Source organism: Citricoccus parietis, from assembly GCF_042433045.1.
In the GTDB taxonomy this organism is placed as follows: Bacteria; Actinomycetota; Actinomycetes; order Actinomycetales; family Micrococcaceae; genus Citricoccus; species Citricoccus parietis.
This window is the reverse complement of the sequence record NZ_JBHLWH010000028.1, coordinates 101,001-120,865: the sequence shown is the minus strand read 5'-3', so window position 1 is coordinate 120,865 and position 19,865 is coordinate 101,001. Positions and strand designations below refer to the sequence as shown.

The window sequence follows — 19,865 nt, the reverse complement described above, 5'->3', positions numbered from 1 at the left end:
CGGGTCCGCCCGTGGCCGGCCACTCCCCGCAGTGGCGCCAGAGGCACCCCCGTCCACCTGGACGGCCATACCCAACCGTTGGCCCGGGCCACCGACCTGGAGGAACACCGTGCCGCAGCCCATTGAAGAGGGAATGGTCCTCGGAGGCCGATACCTCGTCACCGGACATGTGCTGACGTCAGCCGACCAGGACATGGTGCTGGACGGCCGCGACCAAGTCCTGAACCGCGATGTCTCCATCCTGGTCGCCTCCTCCGATCATGCCTCCCAGGTGGCCGCCTCGGCCCGCGAACTCGCCACCGGTGAGCGGCAGGGCACCATCCAGGTCCTCGACCTCGGCCTGAGCGAGGGCCGCACCTACCTGATCGCCGGCGGCAACCCGGCGCCCGAGGACCTGCTGGACATGACCCGCGAGCAGCAGGTCTATGTGGAGCCCTTCTACACGGACACCCTCGGCTCGGAGATCTTCGGCGAGGCCCGCACCTACGAGCCGCAGGTCTACGAGGACGACGAGGAGTACTACGAGGAGCTGGACGACGGCTATGCCGGGCCGGAGACGGAGACACGCCGCCCCAAGTTCCTGCGCGGCATCTCCGACCGCCTGAGCCAGCGGCTCGGTTCCGATGACGCCGCCAAGGACGCCGTGGACGGCAGGGCTGCTGCCGGTGCAGCGGGTGCCGGTGCCGCCGGCGCCATGGCGGCGAGGAACCCCCAGGGGCACGACGACGGCGCGCCGGACGGGAACGGTCCGTACCGTTCCGCGGTGCTCCGCACCGATGACACGCCCTTGCCGGAGACGGTCAGCGACGCTGACTGGACCGGTGCCCAGGACGAGGTCACCGCGACGTCCTCGGCCGCCGACCGGAACGCTGCTGCGACCCCCGCGTCGCCCGTGGTGGGGACCCCATCCGATGATGGGCGAGAGGGACCGTCCCGAGATGCCTCCGACCTCGGCAGCTCCGAGGAAACGGGTGAGGTGTCCGAGGACACGGGTGAGGCCCCCACGGCCGCCGTCGCCTCCCCGGCCATCGGCCGGCACAGCCCCAAGCCGGGGCGGGACCCGGGCCAGCGTGCCGCTGAGCGGCCCAAGGTCACGCTGTGGGACGACGCCCCCTACGAGTCCGCCCGCGATGACCAGGCCGGTGCTGCCGGAGAGACCCACACCGAAGACCGCCGCGGTGCCGGAGTCCTCGCGGCCGGCGTCGCTGGCGCCGGATTGGCTGCCGGCGCTGGTTCTGGCTCTACCAGGGCTGGGGGAGGCTCCCGTGGTGGGTCAGCAGGCGGCCCCGGCCGTCACCCGGACGCCGACCACGGCTATCCCGAATTCGACGACTACGAAGAGCACGACGAGGAGGACAAGCCGCGGGGCGCCCGCTGGCTCGTCGGCGGAATCCTGGTCCTGCTGCTCATCCTCGGAGCGGTGTTCGCCTTCAACATCCTGGACAACAATCGCAATCCGGAGGCGGGAGGGGGCGAATCCAGCACCCCGGGGTCCTCGCCCGCCGAGTCCTCGCAAGGACAGACCCAGGAGTCGCAATTGCCTGAACCGGCCATCGTGTCGGCCACCCGCGTGGTGCCGGACGACGACGGCCTCAGTGCGGAGACGGACTCCACCCTGCCCAATGCCATCGACGGCAATCCCGCCACGGCCTGGCAGACCTACACCTTCGCCCAGCCGGCCTTCGGCGGCTATGCCTCGAGCATGGCTCTGGTGATCGAGCTGGAGGAACCCAGCGCCGTCTCCCAGGTGGACATCACCCAGAACAACGGCAGCGGCGGCTCGTTCTCGGTGCTGCTGAGCGACACCCCGGAGATCGGCGACGCCCGGCCGATTGCCGAGGGTTCCCTCACCGGGCCCGAGGTCAGCGTGCCGATCCCAGATGAGGGGGGCGCTCCGGCTGAGGCACAGTACGTGATCATCAACTTCACCGAACTGCCCGAGCTCTCCAATGCCACGTCCAACCGGCCCTACGGCCTGAGGATCGCCGAGGTCGAGGTCAACTGACCGAGGCTGAGGGCGGGGTCCGCGGCCTCCGCTGGGCGGAAGACGCGCCTCTGCGCCCAGTGGCGCCAGCTTAGGATGGTGGAAGCGATAGCCCGGCTGTCCCCAAGCCGTCCAGGTGACGGGGGCCGTCGAGTCATGCCAGGACATCTGTTGGGCGGTAACAGGCTTGGAATAGGTTTCTGCCGGGGGATGTTCCACCCTTAACAGTTCCAGTTGCCTACCCCTGAAGGAATCACCGTGACCGAGGCTCCAGAGTCCACCGACGCCGTCCGGGACGTCGTCATCATCGGATCGGGCCCGGCGGGCTACACCGCCGCCATCTACGCTGCACGCGCGAACCTGAATCCCCTCGTGGTCGCCGGGTCCGTGACCGCCGGCGGTGAGTTGATGAACACCACCGATGTGGAGAACTACCCCGGCTTCCCTGAGGGCATCCTCGGTCCGGAACTGATGGGCCACCTGGAACAGCAGGCCACCCGATTCGGCGCTGAAGTCCAGTATGAGGACGTCGTGGCGGTGGACCTGAAGGCCTCTCCGAAGGTCGTCACTCTCGGCAACGGCACCGAATACCGCTCCCATGCGGTGATCCTGTCCACGGGGTCGGCCTACCGAGAGCTCGGCGTGGAGGGTGAGAAGCGTCTCTCCGGCCACGGCGTGAGCTGGTGCGCCACGTGTGACGGCTTCTTCTTCCGCGACCAGAACATCGCCGTGGTGGGCGGGGGCGACTCCGCCATGGAGGAGGCCCTGTTCCTCACCAAGTTCGCGTCCAAGGTGACGGTGATCCACCGCCGTGATGACCTGCGGGCCTCGAAGACCATGGCCGAGCGGGCCTTGGCCCACGAGAAGATCGAGTTCATCTGGGACACCGAGGTCTCCGGCCTCGACGGTGAGGAGAAGCTCAAGACCCTGCACCTGCGCAATCTGAAGTCCGGCGAGGAGTCCACTCTGGACGTCACCGGTCTGTTCGTGGCCATCGGATCGGATCCCCGGACCGATCTCGTCAAGGACCAGGTCGAGCTCAATGCCGACGGCACTGTGCGGATCGACCACCCCAGCACGCGCACCTCGCTTCCCGGCGTCTTCGCTGCCGGAGATGTCACCGACCCGACCTATCGTCAGGCCATCACCGCCGCCGGCAGCGGATGCATCGCCGCCCAGGACGTCGAGCATTACCTTGCGGACGTCAAGGAACTGGTTGCGGCCGCCGTCTAGGCACCGGACCACACTGACCTGAATACCGGCCCCTGCCGGCATTCCAGACCAAACCCACCAGGAGGAACCATGAGCACCATTGACGTCACCGACCAGGACTTCCAGGAGAAGGTCCTGAACTCGGACAAGCCCGTCATCGTCGATTTCTGGGCAGAATGGTGCGGCCCCTGCCGCATGCTGAGCCCCATCCTCGAGGAGATGGCCACCGAGCACGCTGACAAGATCACCGTGGCCAAGCTCAACGTGGACGACAACCCCCAGGCAGCCTCCAACTACGGCATCACCAGCATTCCCGCGGTGATGGTGTTCCAGGGAGGCGAGAAGGTCGCCACCTCCATCGGCGCCAAGCCCAAGCAGGTCCTGGAGACGGAGTTCGCGGAATACCTCAAGTGAGCAATAGCCACTGACGTGCTTTGCGAGTAGGGCCCCGTTCCAGCCGGAACGGGGCCCTACTGCGTTTAGGACCTGTTCTGGTCAACTGCAGTCAGTGTCTAACTCTCATTAGCCATTGGTTTCGTTGGCCCCGGACTGACCGATCAGGTCCATAATCCTATTGAGGTCATCCACCGACGCGAAGTCAATGGCGATCTTGCCCTTGCGGGCTCCCAGGGTGATCTTCACCGTGGTGTCCAGACGATCCGTCAGGGAGTTCGCCAGGTAGTCCAGCCGTTCGTGCCGATCGCTCCTCGGAGCACGGCTCTTCGGCTTCACCTGTCGAACACCGTCCTGCAGTGAGACGAGCTCCTCCGTCGCTCGAACCGAGAGGCCCTCCGAGACCACCTTCTGCGCCAGGCGTTCCATCTCGGCCGGCTCCACCAAGGCCAGAAGTGCACGAGCGTGGCCTGCGGAAAGGACACCGGACGCCACCCGGCGCTGTACCAACGGCGGCAGCCTCAGCAGCCGCAGGGTGTTCGTGATCTGCGGCCGGGACCGCCCGATGCGGGAGGACAGCTCCTCCTGGGTGCAGTTGAAGTCCTCGAGGAGCTGCTCGTAGGCGGCAGCCTCTTCGAGGGGATTGAGCTGACTCCGGTGCAGGTTCTCCAAGAGGGCGTCCCGGAGGAGGTCGGTGTCCGCCGTATGCCGCACGATCGCGGGTATCTCGGTCAGCCCCGCGCGCTGCGAGGCGCGCCACCGCCGCTCACCCATGACGAGTTCGAAGGGAGAGGGCCCCTCAACGGGCCGCACCACGATGGGCTGGAGGACTCCCACTTGCGCGATGGACGCCACCAACTCGTCCATGTCGTCCTCATCGAACACCTCGCGAGGCTGACGTGGATTGGGATGGATGTCCCCCGTCGGGATCGTTCTCAGCTCGGCGTCGCCGACAGCCCCATGGTGGCGGACCTGTGACGGTGCCTGCTCTCCCTCCGCCCTCGCGGGCTCCGCTTCAGACCCATTGATCTCAACTGTTTCCGGTTGTTCCACGGGGGCATAGCGCTCGATGGGAGCAGCCTCGGCCGGTACGCCCACGATGCCGACGGACTTAACAGGCGGCATCGTGGGGCGCGACTTTGCCTTGCGACCTGGTGCGGCTGCACCGGCCTCGTCAGTTGTATGAGCCGGATCAGCTGGATCACTGGCGTCAGCGATCCGGCGATCGGGGAAGAACACGTCGACGGGACGTCGCGTTTCACGTGCAACCGGTGCGCGAGTCGCATCGGCGCCGCGCCCTCCCAGATATCTACTCGTGAGGTCGATCCGGTCGGCCCGACCATTGGTCTCCCGGTCGGAAGACGGTTGCTCAGAAACTGTCGAGACGCGTGCCGTGTCCGCGGCCTCCGTTTCCTCGGCGGCGACGACCGGTTCCGAGGAGTCGAGCCGGGAGCTCCGTGGCTCGTCTACGTGAGAAGAAGCTTCCTTTGAGCGGTGCTCTGCGGTTGATTCTGCATCGTTTGGGTCCGCTGAATCAGAGCCATCCTGGGAATGCTTTGATGTCACCGCCGGAGCGAGGAGTTCTTCCTCGGAGCTCGTGTTCTGAATCAGTGCCTCAAGTCCTCGACCAAGACCCCGTCGGTTCTTCTTCACGCATACTCCTTAGATCGTGCCCGCCATCGGGTTCCAGTCTACTGCCGTTTCACGTGAAACCAGATTTCGAGAGATGGCCATACCGCCGTCTGGCGTGCCGACGCCGGTGTCATCAAACCGGGACGCCTGCGATGGATTCTCGCTCTCGATCTCGGGAGCGCAGTTGAGTTCAGCACAGCGACGACGCTGGCCTCCTCACGCGCGGTTCAAAAGAGAATGAGGAAGCGGATGTGGATCGAAACCAGGATTGTAAAGAGGACGAGTATGGGGATGAAACAGGACTCCGAGTGAGCCCGGGTCCTTCGATACTGGCCGGTTTCACGTGAAACAGCCGCGTTCACGTGAACCAGCCGCCTGTGGCCGGTTCTGACTGGTACTCCTTTCTACTACGTCGTTTCACGTGGAACATGGTGCGCCGCCGTTATGAGCACTCGCTACCCGATTAAAAGCAACAGATCCCTTCGCATTCGAGGCGATTCCTGGGCTTGAAGCGACGTAGGGGTCGAACTCCACCAAATCTGATCGGAGCGAACCACACGGACTGCCATATGCCAGGAAGGGCCATCCGCGGAAGACCGTCTTCCTATCGGTCGATGCGGGGAGCCCAAACAGAATGCCCATATGCCGAGGCCTTCCACAGGAAACAGGAGTCATGGGGAAGGCTCGTAGAAGTACAGAGGCACGATCCTCCGATGCCGGCCGCCCCACCCCGCAACGAGGGCAACCTGTGTGGACGTCGGCTCATTCAGGAAAAGCGCGTGCCCTGGGGAGGTCGATCCGGGACCACAAGGTGGATGGCCGGACGAGTTGATGGAGCAGGTCGCGTGATGAGTTCCCCAGCACGGACCGGCTCACTGCTCACGGGATGGTGGGATGGTTCTGTCGAACGGTCGAAATGGCGCGTTTCACGTAAAACGTCGTCAGTCGGATCAAGAGCTCACGTCCGTTCATGTTCCACGTGAAACACTCCGCCTCATGGGCATCTAGGGGTCCTACCCGTTTCACGTGAAACCCCTACGCCATTGGCGGCTTCCAGCATCCCTGCCGTCCCTGAGAGCCAATACACGCGCGCGTCTCCAGGCTGACCTTGGTCCGATCAGAACGCGCCAGACGTCGCAGAATCGTGAGGGGACGGCAATTTAGAAACGGCAATCGTCCGACGCGCGGCACTGTCTACACGCAAGAGACCGTTTCATACCTATCGGCTCCCAGCCGCCCTGAACAGATCCGACGAGCTCAACTCAGGTCAAGGATGAGTACGTTTCACGTGGAACAAGAAGCGCGATGTGGAGTGCTCATCACAACCGACGGTCAAGACGCGCTTCCCTCAAGACGGCCTACCAACCAGAATCCAGTCTCGGTGTGATGGAAGATCACCGCGCTGCAGTAACCCAGCGATCAGGACCCCCACCAATGAGTCGGTCCATGGGCGGCACTATCCGCAATTCTCCCGTGACCCCGTCGCGTGAAGCCGAGCTGCCGGACCAGCACCGCTGAGCTGCACGTCATCTCCTCAGTGAATGCACCATCATTGCCTTTGGAAGCAACTTGGGAGGGGCTAGCCCCCCCAGCCCTTGGTCGACGTGGCTGTTTCACGTGAAACGGCACGCCTCCGACCGCCAGGGTTTTCCCACTGAACGCGGTGCTATCCCGCCGACGCCACCCACGGTATGCGAGTCGAGTCGCATCGACAGGCGCGGTGCGCTCAAGGTGCAAATCATGCCAACCACCGGCGGTAGTTCGAAGCCAGACGCCAGCTGTGGGGAGATGCAAAGTGGGCGCTGCGGTCGAGATTCAGTGCTCCTCAGCCCAACGACGCTGGCTATCGCACGTTGACATTACCTAGTTTCACGTGAAACAGCATAGATGCGGCCGTTCTGGACAGAGCCTCCAAGACGAGGCGCTTCCTCGATGAAAGGGGCGCACCTATTCCAACCTTTTCCCGGCGCCACGTCAGGCAACTGCTCCAGCGCGATGCACTGCGCAAGGGCCGGCCCTAGAATTCAGCCTCTACAGCGGTAGCGGCCTCAGAAGGAATAGCAGGTATCAGCCAGAAGTGATTGATTCAGACAACAGTGCACATCTGCATCGCCACGTCAGATGCCGGCTGCGTGACCCCGATCAGCTATCTCCACCGCAGCCTCCCGGTAGGACAGGGCACCGGTGGACTGCGGATCATAGGTGAGCACCGTCTGCTGGAAGCTCGGAGCCTCGGAGATGCGAACGTTGCGGGGGATCACGGTCTTGAGCACCTCGGCCGGGAAATGCTCACGCACCTCGTCAGCCACCTGGGTCGCCAAGTTGGTGCGTCCGTCGTACATGGTCAAGATGATCGTGGACACCTTGAGCGACGAATTCAGGTGCTTCTGGATCATCTGGATGTTGTTCAGCAGCTGCGAGAGACCCTCAAGTGCGTAGTACTCCGTCTGAATCGGGATGAGGACTTCGCTCGCGGCCACGAAGGCGTTGACGGTGAGGAGACCGAGGCTCGGAGGACAATCGATGAAGACATAGTCGATCCGCGGGAGACCCTGCTTCTCCCGGTAGGTGAAGTACTCGTTCAGCGCACGAGACAGGCGTTGTTCACGGGCCACCAGGGAGACCAGCTCGATCTCTGCTCCTGCCAGGTCGATCGTTGCCGGAGCCACCACCAGCCCATCCACATCAGGACAGGGCTTGACCACATCGGCCATGGGCAGTTCGTCGATGAGGACGTCGTAGACACTGTCCACGTCCGAGTTGTGGGGGATGGCCAGCGCGGTGGAGGCATTCCCCTGGGGATCGATGTCTACGACCAGGACCTGCATGCCCGCGCGCGCCAGGGCCGCCGAGAGGTTGACCGTCGTCGTGGTCTTGCCGACACCGCCCTTCTGGTTGGACACGGTGACAATGCGCGTCTCACTCGGCGTGGGCAGTTTCCGGCCCTTCAGCTTGTCCCGTCGACGGTTCTCCTGGGCCAGCTCACGGGCCAAGGGCGTCTCGATGTCATCCGCCACGGACGAGTCCACGATGCTGACGGTTTCCCGTGAAACTTCCGACTCATTGGTCAATGAGAACAACCTCCCGAGGTTGATAGACGGCGAAACAAACCTTCGGCCGTGGCATCCAGCCACTCCAGCCTACTGGTCAGCGTGAGGAGCCCACACGCACCCGTACCACCGTGGTGGGTTCAGCCAGCAGATCCTCGCCCACGATCTCAATGACCGGGGTGGACCCCTTGTGCTTCTTCAGGACCTTGGCCGCCGACTTGACCTCGTCGGCCGCACTCCGACCCTTGATGGCCAACAGTTGTCCGGACCCCTGCAGCAGTGGAAGGGTCAACGGAATCAAGGTCTTGAGGGCAGACACGGCGCGGGCGGTCACGATGTCCACGACCACGTTGCCCACCACCTGTTCCGACCGGGCCCGGACCACGTCGACGTTGTCCAATCCAAGATCATCGACCACCATGTCCAACCAGGCCACCCGCCGTTCCAGCGGTTCGATGAGGATGAACTGGCAATCTGGCCGGGCCAACGCGAGGGCGAGGCCCGGCAATCCGGCGCCCGAGCCGACGTCGGCCACCAGGGCGCCTTCCGGCAGCAGATCACCGACCACGGCGCAATTCAAGACGTGTCGTTCCCACAGCCGCGGTACCTCGCGCGGACCCAGCAGCCCCCACTCGATCCCGGTGGAGGACAGGTGTTCCACGAAACGAACGGCGAGATCGATCCGGTCGCCGAAGAGTTCCTCAGCTGCGGTCAACAGGCCACCGGTCAGTTCTGGTGGGTCCTGGGCCTCGATCGGGGGCTTCTCAGCATCCCGAGTGGGCTGCGGAGAGGTCTGGTTGTTCTCTGGTTGGGGCTGATCAGACACCGGCGGAGACCACCACATGCCGGCGCGGGCCCTCGCCCTCCGATTCGCTCACGAGACCACCCTCAGCGATGACGTCGTGAACGATCTTGCGTTCGTAGGCGCCCATCGGCCTCAGGTGCAGCGGCTCTCCGGTCTCCCGGACCTTGACGATGGCCTCTTGGGCGAGCTGCTCCAACTCCTGTGCACGTTCGGTGCGGTGCCCTGCGACGTCCAGGACGAGCCGGGAGCGGTTGCCGGTGGCTGACAGCACGGCCAGGCGCACCAGCTCCTGCAGGGCCTCCAGGCCCTTGCCGTCCTTGCCCACGAGGCCGCGCAGACGGTCGTCTCCCTCTTCCGCGATCACAGAGACGTAGGTGCGGCCATTGCGGATCTCGATGTCGATGTCACCGTCGAGGTCAGAGATGTCCAGCAGTTCCTCGACGTAGTCGGCAGCGATGTCCCCCTCCTCCTCGAGGCGGCTGGCGGACGGGGCGGAGGAGTCCTCGGACGCATCCGGCGACGCGACAGCGCCCTGGCCGGCCTCTGCGGACTCTTGCTCTCCGGACACGGCCTCGGCTGCAGAGAGGTCTGCGGGTGTCGTCGAGCCGGTGGGTGTCACGGTGGCCTGATCAGTGGACTGCCCGATGGCTTGGTCCGCGGTCTCGGCCGACTCCGCGGCCTCACCGGACGGCGTGCTGGACGCGTCACTCATGGTCATCTCCTCTTCTTGGTCTTGCGCTTGGGCTGCTGGCGCTGACCGGTCTGCTGCGGCTTGGCCGCCTCGATCTCCGCCTTGGCAGCCGCCTCCTGGGCAGCCTTGCCGACGGGGGGAAGGCCCTTGACCGCGCGGCGTTCGTTCAATTCCTGCTCCGCCAGGGAGCCCGGGGTCGGGTTGTTGCGGATGATCCACATCTGCTGGGCCACGGCCCAGAAGTTCGTGGCGGTCCAGTAGATGAGCACGCCGATCGGGAAGTTGATGCCACCGATGCCGAACACCAACGGAAGGATGTAGAGCATGAACTTCTGCGACTGGGCGAAGGGCCCGGTCATGGCAGCTTCGGACATGTTCTTGCTCATCAGCATCTTCTGCATGAAGAACTGCGAGCCGGACATGAGGATGATCATGACCACGGAGACCATGATGACGGCCACGTTGAGGTTCTCGCCCAGGGACCCCAGGAACGTGGACTGCATGGGGGCGCCGAGGAAGATCGCGTCTCCGAAGGAACGGATCTGGTCCGCAGTCAGCGCGGCCTCACCCTCACCTCGCTCGGCGGCGGCTCCGGCTCCGGTCAGGATCTGGAACAGGGCGAAGAAGAAGGGCATCTGCACGAGCATCGGCAGGCAGGCCGCGAAGGGGCTGGTGCCGTGTTCCTTGAACAGGGCCTGCTGTTCCATGGCCATGGCCTGACGGGACAACTGGTCCGTCTTGCCCTTGTACTTGGCCTGGAGCTTCTTGATGTCCGGCTGGAGCGCCTGCATGGCGCGCTGCGATTTGATCTGCTTGACGAACAGCGGAATCAGCAGGGTCCGCACGAGCACCACGAGCAGGATGATCGACAGGGTCCAGGTGAACCCGCTGTCCGGGTCCATGCCGACCAGTTCCAGGACCGTGTGGAAGGCACCGAGGATCCAGGACATCACCCACTTGAAGGGCCAGAGAATGATTTGGAAGAAGTCCATGATCTCCTACTGTTCCGCCGGAGGATCCGGGGGGATGACGGGATGGTTTAGGTCAATGATCTTGGGTCGGCGGCCCGGTGGCCAAATCCTTCGGCCGGGTGGGACCGCATCGACACCGCCTTTCGACCAGGGGTGGCAGCTGCCGAGACGGCGTGCCGAGAGCCACGAGCCCTTCACGGCCCCGTGGACGTGGACCGCCTCGAGCGCATAGGCCGAGCACGAGGGAAAGTAGCGGCAGACCTGGCCGTAGAGCGGCGAGATCACCGCGCGGTAGGCCATCAGCAGCCAGGCCAGCAGGGTGGACGGCAGGGCGCGAGGCCAGCTCCACTCGGCAGCGCCGGGCCGGGTGGTGAACGGGGACTGCGTGATCATGCGTCCATCTCCGTCCCCGGGCCCTGATCCTGTGATGCGGACCGCCCGTGAGGCACGGGACCGCCGGGACGACGCCGGCCGGTTTCCTTCCGCAGAGCACCCGCCAAGGCCGAGTCCAGGTCCTTCTTGAGCTCGTCCCAATCGGCCGTTCCCGACGCCGGCAGGGCACGGACCACGACCGTCGCACCTGGATGCCGCGCCAGTGGTCCGTTGAGCTGATCGGCCACGGCGGCCCGAAGCCGGCGCTTGACGCGATTGCGCACCACCGCGTTGCCGACGGCCTTGGAGACGACGAAACCCACGCGCACCGGTCCGGCCGAGCTATCGGCCTCGCTGGGGAGCGTGGGATCGAGGAGGTGTGCGGACACGACAACGTTCCGGCGCCCTGTCCGGGCGCCGGAACGCAGTGTCTGGGAAAAATCCGCGGGGGTGCGTACCCGTTTCTCGCGGGGCAGCACGCCGTGTCGTCCGCTCTGCTGATCGGCCTCAGGCCGGATCAGGCGGACAGTTCCGTGCGGCCCTTGGTACGGCGGGTTGCCAGGATGGCGCGGCCGGCGCGGGTACGCATCCGGGCGCGGAAACCGTGCTTCTTGGCCCGGCGGCGGTTATTCGGCTGAAAAGTCCGCTTGCTCACTTGATATCTCCACAACGTGTGTATGCGCCCGGACCCGTTGTACCTGGGGGAAGAACCGGTAGACGCTCTGACTAGGACTTCCCCGCTGAGGACACCGATCCACAGGCCTGGGCCTTCGGGTGTCCGCTGGTTGACTGCGTCCTGAGGTCGATCCGGATCATTCCAGTCGGTTCAGAGCACGGCTAAACAACCCCGCGGGGACCAATCAAGTTTAGGGACGGTGGGCTATCAGCGTCAAATTACCCTCTCCGGTGGCCACGTGGGCACCGGACCTGTACCCTCGCCGGAGTTATCCACTGCCTGTGAATAACTCTGTGGATTGCCGTTAGACTCGGTTCGACGCCGACGGAAGGACCCCAGCCCCCATGGTTGCAGATGAGGCTGTCAGCAGCTCGTGGCGCAAGGTGGTCCGCACCCTTGAGGAAGACGACCGCGTCTCACCCCGCCAACTCGGTCATGTCGGCCTCGCACAGCCCCAGGGGCTGATCGGTACGACCCTGTTGCTCGCTGTTCCGAACGAACTGACCCGTGAGGTCCTGCAGTCCCAGCTCAAGGACTCCCTCGCCGAAGCGCTCGGGAACGTGTTCCGGACCGAGATCCTGTGTGCCTATTCGATTGACTCGACCCTGATGGCCCAGTCGAGCGACGACTACCAGCTCCCGACCGCCGCGGTGCCGCCGGTCCGCGAGGTCCAGCACACCCGTTCGGCGCCGTCCCCCCATGCCCCGGTCCGCTCAGCTGCGCCGGCGCCAGCGCCGCCGTCGACCTCGGATGAGACCAGCCGGCTGAACCCGCGGTACCACTTCGAGACCTTCGTCATCGGTTCCTCGAACCGTTTCGCCCATGCCGCCGCAAACGCCGTTGCCGAGGCGCCCGCGAAGGCCTACAACCCGCTGTTCATCTACGGCGAGTCCGGGCTGGGGAAGACGCACCTGCTGCACGCGATCGGTCACTATGCCCGTCACCTGTACCCGGGGCTGCGCGTCCGGTACGTGAACTCCGAGGAGTTCACCAACGACTTCATCAACTCGATCCGCCACGACGAGGGAGCGAGCTTCAAACAGGTGTACCGCAATGTGGACATCCTCCTCATCGACGACATCCAGTTCCTGGCGGACAAGGAAGCCACCGTCGAGGAGTTCTTTCACACGTTCAACACCCTCTACAACAACAATAAGCAGGTCGTGATCACCTCCGATCTGCCGCCGAAGCAACTGTCCGGCTTCGAGGAGCGCCTGCGTTCCCGCTTCGAGTGGGGTCTGATCACGGACATCCAGCCGCCGGACCTGGAGACGCGCATCGCCATCCTCCGGAAGAAGGCAGAAGCCGAGGGACTGACGGCCCCGCCCGAGGTCCTCGAGTACATCGGCTCCAACATCTCCACCAACATCCGCGAGTTGGAGGGCGCCCTCATTCGCGTCACCGCCTTCGCCTCGCTGAACAAGCAGCCGGTCGGGATCCAACTGGCAGAGCAGGTGCTGCGTGATCTCATCACCCATGAGGACGCACACGAGATCACCGCGCCGACGATCCTCAACGAGACGGCCGCGTACTTCAACCTGACCATGGAGGAGCTGACCTCCAAGTCACGGACCAGGACCCTCGTCACGGCTCGGCAGATCGCCATGTACCTCCTGCGTGAGCTGACAGAGATGTCCCTGCCGAAGATCGGCCAGGAGCTCGGTGGACGGGACCACACCACGGTGATCCACGCTGACCGCAAGATCCGAGAGCTGATGGCTGAACGCCGGACGATCTACAACCAGGTCACCGAGCTGACGAACCGGATCAAGCAGCAGCAGCGCGCCCGCTGACCACTGTGGTCGTTGCGGCCGGACCCTCCCGAATCTCCAGGTCTCGGCCGGCCCCAGCCCGAGCCCTCCCTCATCCAGAGGCAACCTTGATCCTTAACGACAAGGTCGTTCCACAGGCAGAACCCCGGATCGAGCGCTCGAGACCTTGTCTTATCCACAGTCGTCCACAGATATCCACAGGTCTGGAGAGGCCCTCGCCGAGCACAACCCACAGCTGTGGACAAACCTGTGGATGCTTAAGTGGAGTGTTCGGGCGAGTCTCTGGATAACTACACGCTTCCCTGTGAATTCGCAGATCCACGCATGAAAGTTATGCACCAACGGTGCACAGGGCAGACGAGAGAAGTCCACCGCAGGGTCCACAGGAAGAACGCCGGAACCATACCGACGGATCGGGTTATCCACAGTATCCACAGGACTTATTAACACTACTAATCCCTGTTAAGAATGAATCCCAAGAACATCCACTCCTGCCTGCCGAACGCCGCTCGCCGGATCTGACGAATCCGTCGAAACGTGGGACGCTTCGAGGACGGTCCTCATCCCCGAGACACATCGCCCAACCACATCCGAGGCTCAAATGCCAACATTCGCGCCCTCGGCGAGTCACGGTAAGCTGACACAGCACACGGGTCAGACGTGTGATTCAAAAGATGCCCGGCGGGGGTATCTGGAGGAAGACCACCATCACCTGCCGTCTACGAGAAAGGCGGAAACTTCTGTGAAGTTCACCGTTGAGCGAGACATCCTGACGGACGCCGTCTCCTGGACCGCACGTTCCCTGTCCCCTCGCCCGCCGGTACCGGTGCTGTCCGGGCTGCTGATCACCGCCGAGGACAACCTGGTCTCCATCGCCAGCTTCGACTACGAGACCTCAGCGCAGCTCGAGATCGAGGCAGACATCGAGGCACCCGGCAAGATCCTGGTCTCCGGCCGGCTGCTCAACGACATCGTCCGGTCTCTTCCGGCAGCGCCTGTCACCCTGGAAACCGATGGCTCCAAGGTGGTCCTGACCTGCCGGAACTCGCGCTTCTCCCTGGCCACCATGCCCGTCGAGGAGTATCCGGCCCTTCCGGAGATGCCTGAGTCGGCTGGCACAGTGGACGGGGACGCCTTCGCACACGCCGTCGCCCAGGTGACCGTGGCGGCTTCCAAGGACGACACCCTGCCCATCCTCACCGCCGTGAAGCTTGAGATCGAGGGCGACCGCATCACCTTCCTCGCCACAGACCGGTACCGGCTGGCCATGAAGGAACTCAACTGGTCTCCTGCCGATCCCTCGATCTCGACGTCCCTGTTGGTCAAGGCCAAGACCCTCACGGAAGTCGCCAAATCATTGGCTGGCGGCGGGGATCTGCAGCTGCGGTTGCCCAAGGAGTCATCCACCTCGGACCTGGTGGGCTTCGCCTCCGGAGGACGACGCACCACGAGCCTGCTGGTGGACGGGGAGTACCCGAAGATCCGGGCACTCTTCCCGGAGTCCAGCCCTATCCACGCCGTGGTCCCGACCGGTCCGCTGGTCGAAGCCGTCCGGCGGGTGGCCCTCGTCGCCGAACGCAATACCGCCGTGCGCATGATGTTCAATGACGGCCACGTCACCCTGGACGCCGGTGCCGGCGACGACGCCTCGGCGAACGAATCCCTGGACTCGGTCCTCGACGGCGACGAGATCACCGTGGCGTTCAACCCGTCCTACCTGGGCGAGGGACTCAACGTCATCAACGCCCCGTACGTGCGCTTCTCCTTCACCACGGCCCCGAAGCCGGCCCTGATGACCGCCCAGCAGGAACAGGACTCACCCGAACAGGACGACTACCGGTACCTGGTCATGCCGGTTCGCCTGGCCAACTGACCCGACTGCCAGCCCAGTCAGGTCACCGACAGCGAAACGTGTTTCTCTCCCACCTCTCCCTCACTCAGTACCGCTCCTACCACCAGGCCGATGTCTCCCTGGTGCCAGGTCCCAATGTGCTGGTCGGATCCAACGGGGTCGGAAAGACGAATATCGTCGAGGCGGTGGGTTACCTGGCCACGCAGGTCTCCCACCGCGTGTCCACCGACTCCCCCTTGGTGCACTTCGGTGCCTCGCAGGCGATCATCCGCGGGCGCATCCACCGAGGAGACCGGGCCATCTCCCTCGAACTGGAGATCAATCCCGGGAAATCCAACCGGGCCGCCGTCAACCGGGGCGCCCCACAACGGGCTCGCGAGGGCCTCGGACTGCTCCGGTCGGTGCTGTTCGCTCCGGAGGATCTGGCCCTGATCAACGGCGACCCGTCCGTTCGGCGTCGGTTCCTGGATGACCTCGTGGTTCAGCTGCGCCCGGCCCTCGGGGATGCCCGCAGCGATTACGACCGGGTGCTGAAGCAACGCAACGCGCTGCTGAAGAACGCCAAGCACTCCGGACGATGGACTGAGGAACACACGCACACCCTCGGGGTGTGGGACGAACATCTCGCCCGTGCCGGTGCCCGGGTCCTCAACGGCCGGCTCCATGTGCTGCAGATGCTCGCCCACCCCCTCACCGAGTCCTACACCGCCCTGGCCGCCAGTGTGAAGACCGCAGGGTTCAGCTATGAATCCACTGTCCCGCTGGCGGGCGGCCAACATCAGAAGATCCCGGACGAACAGGAGCTCCACGAGGCACTGCTCGCAGAACTCGAGTCCCGTCACCGGCAGGAACGGGACCGCGGCGTCACCCTGGCCGGCCCGCACCGGGACGATCTGGCCCTGACCCTCGGCCCGGCCCCGGTGAAGGGGTTCGCCTCCCATGGCGAGACCTGGTCCATGGCATTGTCGCTCAAGCTGGCCAGCTACCGCATCCTGGTGGCCGACGATCCGGATCCTCATGCCCGGCCCGTGCTCATCCTCGACGATGTCTTCGCCGAACTCGATGCCGCCCGCCGCAGCCGGCTCGCTGAGTTGGCCTCCGACGCGGAGCAGCTGCTGGTCACGGCCGCCGTCGCCGCAGACATCCCGGACGAGCTGTCCGGGCCGAGGATCAACGTCACTCTGGGGGACGACGGGAGCGTGGTCCACCAGGCTGAATCCTCCGGATCGGCCGCCGCACCCGAGCCGGAGGACGCCCCGTGAGCGGCCCTGACGAGCCGGTGCCCCCACCGGAGCGGGAAACCTCCCCGGACGGGATCGAGGATGATCCTGATGCGGCGATCGTGGCCCTCAACCGAGTGCGCCAGGCCGCGGAGTCCCGGGGTGAGGTCCGACGTCGGCGCCCGGCAGCCAAAGGCCGCGGGGCCACCGAGGCATCGGGGGCCGGGAGCGGGCCGGCACCGGGCCGGCGTCGGGGTCCGGATGCCCGGGACCCGAGGATGGTGGGCGATGTCTTCGGCCGGCTGGTCACCGAACGCGGTTGGTCCTCGCCCGTGGCCGTGGGATCCGTCCTGTCCCGATGGGACGAACTGGTCGGCGCAGACATCGGGCTGCACTGCCGGCCCGAGAGCTTCGAGAACGCCGTGGTGACCGTCCGCTGCGATTCCACCGCATGGGCCACCCAGCTCAAGCTGCTGACACCGGCCCTGCTCCAGCGGTTCGAGGTGGAACTGGGTCCCGGGATCGTGACGAGCCTGCGGGTGGCGGGCCCAGCTGCTCCCTCGTGGCGCAAAGGCCCACGGGTGGTCAAGGGGCGCGGCCCCCGGGACACCTACGGTTGATCGGATCTGGTGCTGGCGCAGGTTCCAGAGGTCGCGGCATGCGCTGGAGAACCCGCCAACGGCGATTTGGCGAACTGGAACCCCGTTGGGCGGATCGGGACCGGGAGGGGGTACCCCGAGTGGTCGGAATCGCCGATTCTGTTCCGTAGAGGCCATGTTTTATCCCCGGAACACCCCTCTGAAGACGCACGAATCGGCGTGTCGGGGGTAGAATGAGACGGAATCGTGCCGAAAGGGACATCTTCCGTGCGCCCCAGCGCCAGAACCCCTTGGTACATGCGATGTGAAACCCAGTACCCCAACAGAGGAGCCGTAGACGCCCGTGGCCGAAGAGAACAACGGCACAGATCAGAGCGGCGCCCCGCAGGATCCCACCGTCGAGACCGCCGCCCCGGCGGAGATCGACGCGGCGGTCCCGGAGGCATCCACCCCGTCGACGCAGATCACCGAGGCGACCCGCAAGGTGGAGCACGAATACGGCGCCGGTGACATCACGGTCCTCGAGGGGTTGGAGGCCGTCCGCAAACGCCCCGGCATGTACATCGGTTCCACGGGCCCGCGAGGTCTGCACCACTTGGTGTCCGAGGTCGTGGACAACTCGGTGGACGAGGCGTTGGCCGGGTACTGCGACACCATCCACGTGACCCTCCAGGCGGACGGCGGCGTGCGCGTGGAGGATAACGGCCGCGGCATCCCGGTGGACATGCACCCCACCGAGGGCAGGCCCACTGTGGAGGTCGTCATGACGATCCTGCACGCCGGTGGCAAGTTCGGCGGCGGCGGCTACGCGGTCTCCGGTGGTCTGCACGGAGTGGGCATCTCCGTGGTGAACGCGCTGTCCACCCGCGTGGACACCGAGATCCGCCGCCAGGGAAACCTCTGGAAGATGAGCTTCGCCGATGGCGGTGTGCCGCAAGGCGAACTCGTCAAGGCCGGGGAGACGGACGAGACGGGCACCACCCAGACGTTCTACCCGGATCCCGAGATCTTCGACACGGTCGATTTCGACTTCGAGACCCTGCGCGCGCGTTTCCAGCAGATGGCGTTCCTCAACAAGGGTCTGCGCATCACCCTCACGGATGAGCGGTTGATCGAGACGAACGAGATTCAGCAGGACGAGATCGCCGGGGACACCGACGGCGACGGCGTCCCGGGCACCGAAGCGGACCGCCAGACCGAGAACGAAGCCCAGCCGGACACCATCGGCGAGGACCTGGCCAGCGCGAAGAAGCGGATGGTCGACTACAAGTACGACAACGGGCTGCTGGACTACGTCCAGCACCTGAACTCGAACAAGAAGGTCGAGATGGTCCACGAGGACGTCATCGCCTTCGAGACAGAGGACACCGAACGCAAGATGGCCGCCGAGGTGGCCATGCAGTGGACCACGGCCTACTCCGAGTCCGTGCACACCTACGCCAACACCATCAACACGCACGAGGGCGGCAGCCACGAAGAGGGGTTCCGTGCGGCCCTGACCTCCCTGGTCAACCGCTATGCGCGGGAGAAGGAGATCCTGAGGGCCAAGGACGAGAACCTCTCGGGTGATGACGTCCGCGAGGGACTGACCGCCGTGCTGTCCATCAAGCTCTCCGAACCGCAGTTCGAGGGCCAGACCAAGACCAAGCTCGGCAACTCCGAGGCCAAGGGCTTCATCCAGAAGATCGTCTCCGACCAGCTCGGTGACTGGCTGGAGCGCAACCCCGGCCCGGCCAAGGACATCATCCGCAAGGCCCAGCTGGCCTCCCAGGCGCGGATGGCCGCCCGCAAGGCCAGGGACAATGCCCGCCGCAAGTCCCCGCTGGAGTCCTTCGGCATGCCCGGCAAGCTCGCCGACTGCTCCTCGAAGAACCCCGTCGAGTGCGAGGTCTACATCGTGGAGGGTGACTCCGCCGGCGGCTCGGCCAAACAGGGCCGCAACCCCGGCACCCAGGCCATCCTCCCACTCCGTGGCAAGATCCTGAACGTGGAGCGGGCCCGCCTGGACCGTGCGCTGTCCAATGCCGAGATCCAGTCGATGATCACCGCCTTCGGTACCGGTATCGGTGAGGAATTCGACATCACGAAGCTGCGGTACCACAAGATCGTGCTGATGGCGGATGCCGATGTGGACGGCCAGCACATCACCACGCTGCTGCTGACGGTGCTGTTCCGCTACATGCGGCCGCTGATCGAGCACGGATTCGTGTTCCTGGCGCAACCCCCGCTGTACCGGGTCAAGTGGTCCAACGCGCCGCACGACTACGTCTTCTCCGACGAGGAGCGGGACCAAGCGGTGGCCGCGGGTCTCGCCAGGGGCTGGCGCTACCCGAAGGACAACGGCATCCAGCGCTACAAGGGCCTGGGTGAGATGGACTTCAAGGAGCTGTGGGACACCACCATGGACCCGGAGCACCGCACCCTGCTGCAGGTCACCATGGACGACGCGGCCGCGGCGGACGAGATCTTCTCCATGCTGATGGGAGAGGACGTCGAATCACGCCGTTCCTTCATCCAGCAGAACGCCAAGGACGTCCGCTTCTTGGACATCTGAGCCTTCTGAGGCTTCTGATCCCCTTCGCTACCCACCCCGGCCGGAAACGGCCACGGCCCGGCAGCACCGAGTGATCGGCGCC

The 19,865-nt window shown here is 65.0% G+C and carries 16 protein-coding genes; 8 read left to right on the top strand and 8 right to left on the bottom strand.

The window, feature by feature from the left end:
* Positions 1-109 precede the first annotated feature (109 nt).
* The 3 genes from ACFFIO_RS10980 (at position 110) to trxA (ending at position 3,610) form a co-directional block, all read left to right on the top strand.
* Positions 110-2,005 carry a hypothetical protein gene (locus ACFFIO_RS10980; RefSeq protein ID WP_378041763.1) on the top strand — a complete coding sequence of 632 codons (1,896 nt, stop codon included), beginning with the start codon at positions 110-112 and terminating at the stop codon, positions 2,003-2,005.
* A gap of 237 nt (positions 2,006-2,242) precedes the next feature.
* Positions 2,243-3,217, top strand: a complete 975-nt coding sequence (gene trxB, locus ACFFIO_RS10975; RefSeq protein WP_378041761.1) for a thioredoxin-disulfide reductase — start codon at positions 2,243-2,245, stop codon at positions 3,215-3,217.
* A gap of 69 nt (positions 3,218-3,286) precedes the next feature.
* Positions 3,287-3,610 (top strand): thioredoxin, encoded by a 324-nt coding sequence (trxA, locus tag ACFFIO_RS10970; RefSeq protein WP_159553498.1) that lies wholly within the window; start codon positions 3,287-3,289, stop codon positions 3,608-3,610.
* Between the two features lie 108 nt (positions 3,611-3,718).
* Here trxA and ACFFIO_RS10965 read toward each other — a convergent pair whose 3' ends face one another.
* The 8 genes from ACFFIO_RS10965 to rpmH form a co-directional block, all read right to left on the bottom strand.
* Positions 3,719-4,894, bottom strand: coding sequence for a ParB/RepB/Spo0J family partition protein (locus ACFFIO_RS10965; protein WP_446681843.1), 1,176 nt, complete (start codon positions 4,892-4,894; stop codon positions 3,719-3,721).
* A gap of 2,444 nt (positions 4,895-7,338) precedes the next feature.
* Positions 7,339-8,250 carry a ParA family protein gene (locus ACFFIO_RS10960; RefSeq protein ID WP_378041756.1) on the bottom strand — a complete coding sequence of 304 codons (912 nt, stop codon included), beginning with the start codon at positions 8,248-8,250 and terminating at the stop codon, positions 7,339-7,341.
* A gap of 118 nt (positions 8,251-8,368) precedes the next feature.
* Positions 8,369-9,025 (bottom strand): 16S rRNA (guanine(527)-N(7))-methyltransferase RsmG, encoded by a 657-nt coding sequence (gene rsmG / locus ACFFIO_RS10955; RefSeq protein ID WP_378041854.1) that lies wholly within the window; start codon positions 9,023-9,025, stop codon positions 8,369-8,371.
* Between the two features lie 64 nt (positions 9,026-9,089).
* Complete coding sequence (locus ACFFIO_RS10950) at positions 9,090-9,788, bottom strand: Jag family protein (protein WP_378041754.1); 699 nt, start codon at positions 9,786-9,788, stop codon at positions 9,090-9,092.
* Positions 9,789-9,790: 2 nt separating this feature from the next.
* Positions 9,791-10,759, bottom strand: a complete 969-nt coding sequence (gene yidC / locus ACFFIO_RS10945) for a membrane protein insertase YidC (RefSeq protein ID WP_378041752.1) — start codon at positions 10,757-10,759, stop codon at positions 9,791-9,793.
* Positions 10,760-10,765: 6 nt separating this feature from the next.
* Positions 10,766-11,131: a membrane protein insertion efficiency factor YidD gene (gene yidD, locus ACFFIO_RS10940; protein WP_378041751.1), complete on the bottom strand. Its 366-nt coding sequence runs from the start codon at positions 11,129-11,131 to the stop codon at positions 10,766-10,768.
* A complete protein-coding gene (gene rnpA / locus ACFFIO_RS10935) occupies positions 11,128-11,589 on the bottom strand; it encodes a ribonuclease P protein component (protein ID WP_378041749.1) in 462 nt (153 codons plus the stop codon). The genes yidD and rnpA overlap by 4 nt, the downstream gene beginning before the upstream one ends.
* Positions 11,590-11,627: 38 nt before the next feature.
* The gene (gene rpmH / locus ACFFIO_RS10930) at positions 11,628-11,765 is read right to left on the bottom strand and encodes a 50S ribosomal protein L34 (RefSeq protein ID WP_115932474.1); all 138 of its coding nucleotides are present in this window, start codon (positions 11,763-11,765) and stop codon (positions 11,628-11,630) included.
* Between the two features lie 365 nt (positions 11,766-12,130).
* Here rpmH and dnaA point away from each other — a divergent pair, with 365 nt between their 5' ends.
* The 5 genes from dnaA to gyrB all read left to right on the top strand — a co-directional run bounded on the left by dnaA (position 12,131) and on the right by gyrB (position 19,783).
* Positions 12,131-13,579 carry a chromosomal replication initiator protein DnaA gene (gene dnaA / locus ACFFIO_RS10925; protein WP_378041747.1) on the top strand — a complete coding sequence of 483 codons (1,449 nt, stop codon included), beginning with the start codon at positions 12,131-12,133 and terminating at the stop codon, positions 13,577-13,579.
* A gap of 721 nt (positions 13,580-14,300) precedes the next feature.
* Positions 14,301-15,431: a DNA polymerase III subunit beta gene (dnaN, locus tag ACFFIO_RS10920; protein ID WP_378041746.1), complete on the top strand. Its 1,131-nt coding sequence runs from the start codon at positions 14,301-14,303 to the stop codon at positions 15,429-15,431.
* A 38-nt stretch (positions 15,432-15,469) separates the two neighbouring features.
* Entirely contained in the window at positions 15,470-16,672 is a 1,203-nt protein-coding gene (recF, locus tag ACFFIO_RS10915) for a DNA replication/repair protein RecF (RefSeq protein ID WP_378041744.1), read from the top strand.
* Complete coding sequence (locus tag ACFFIO_RS10910) at positions 16,669-17,250, top strand: DciA family protein (RefSeq protein WP_378041741.1); 582 nt, start codon at positions 16,669-16,671, stop codon at positions 17,248-17,250. Before recF ends, ACFFIO_RS10910 begins: the two co-directional genes overlap by 4 nt.
* A gap of 400 nt (positions 17,251-17,650) precedes the next feature.
* A complete protein-coding gene (gene gyrB / locus ACFFIO_RS10905; RefSeq protein WP_378041853.1) occupies positions 17,651-19,783 on the top strand; it encodes a DNA topoisomerase (ATP-hydrolyzing) subunit B in 2,133 nt (710 codons plus the stop codon).
* Positions 19,784-19,865 lie beyond the last annotated feature (82 nt).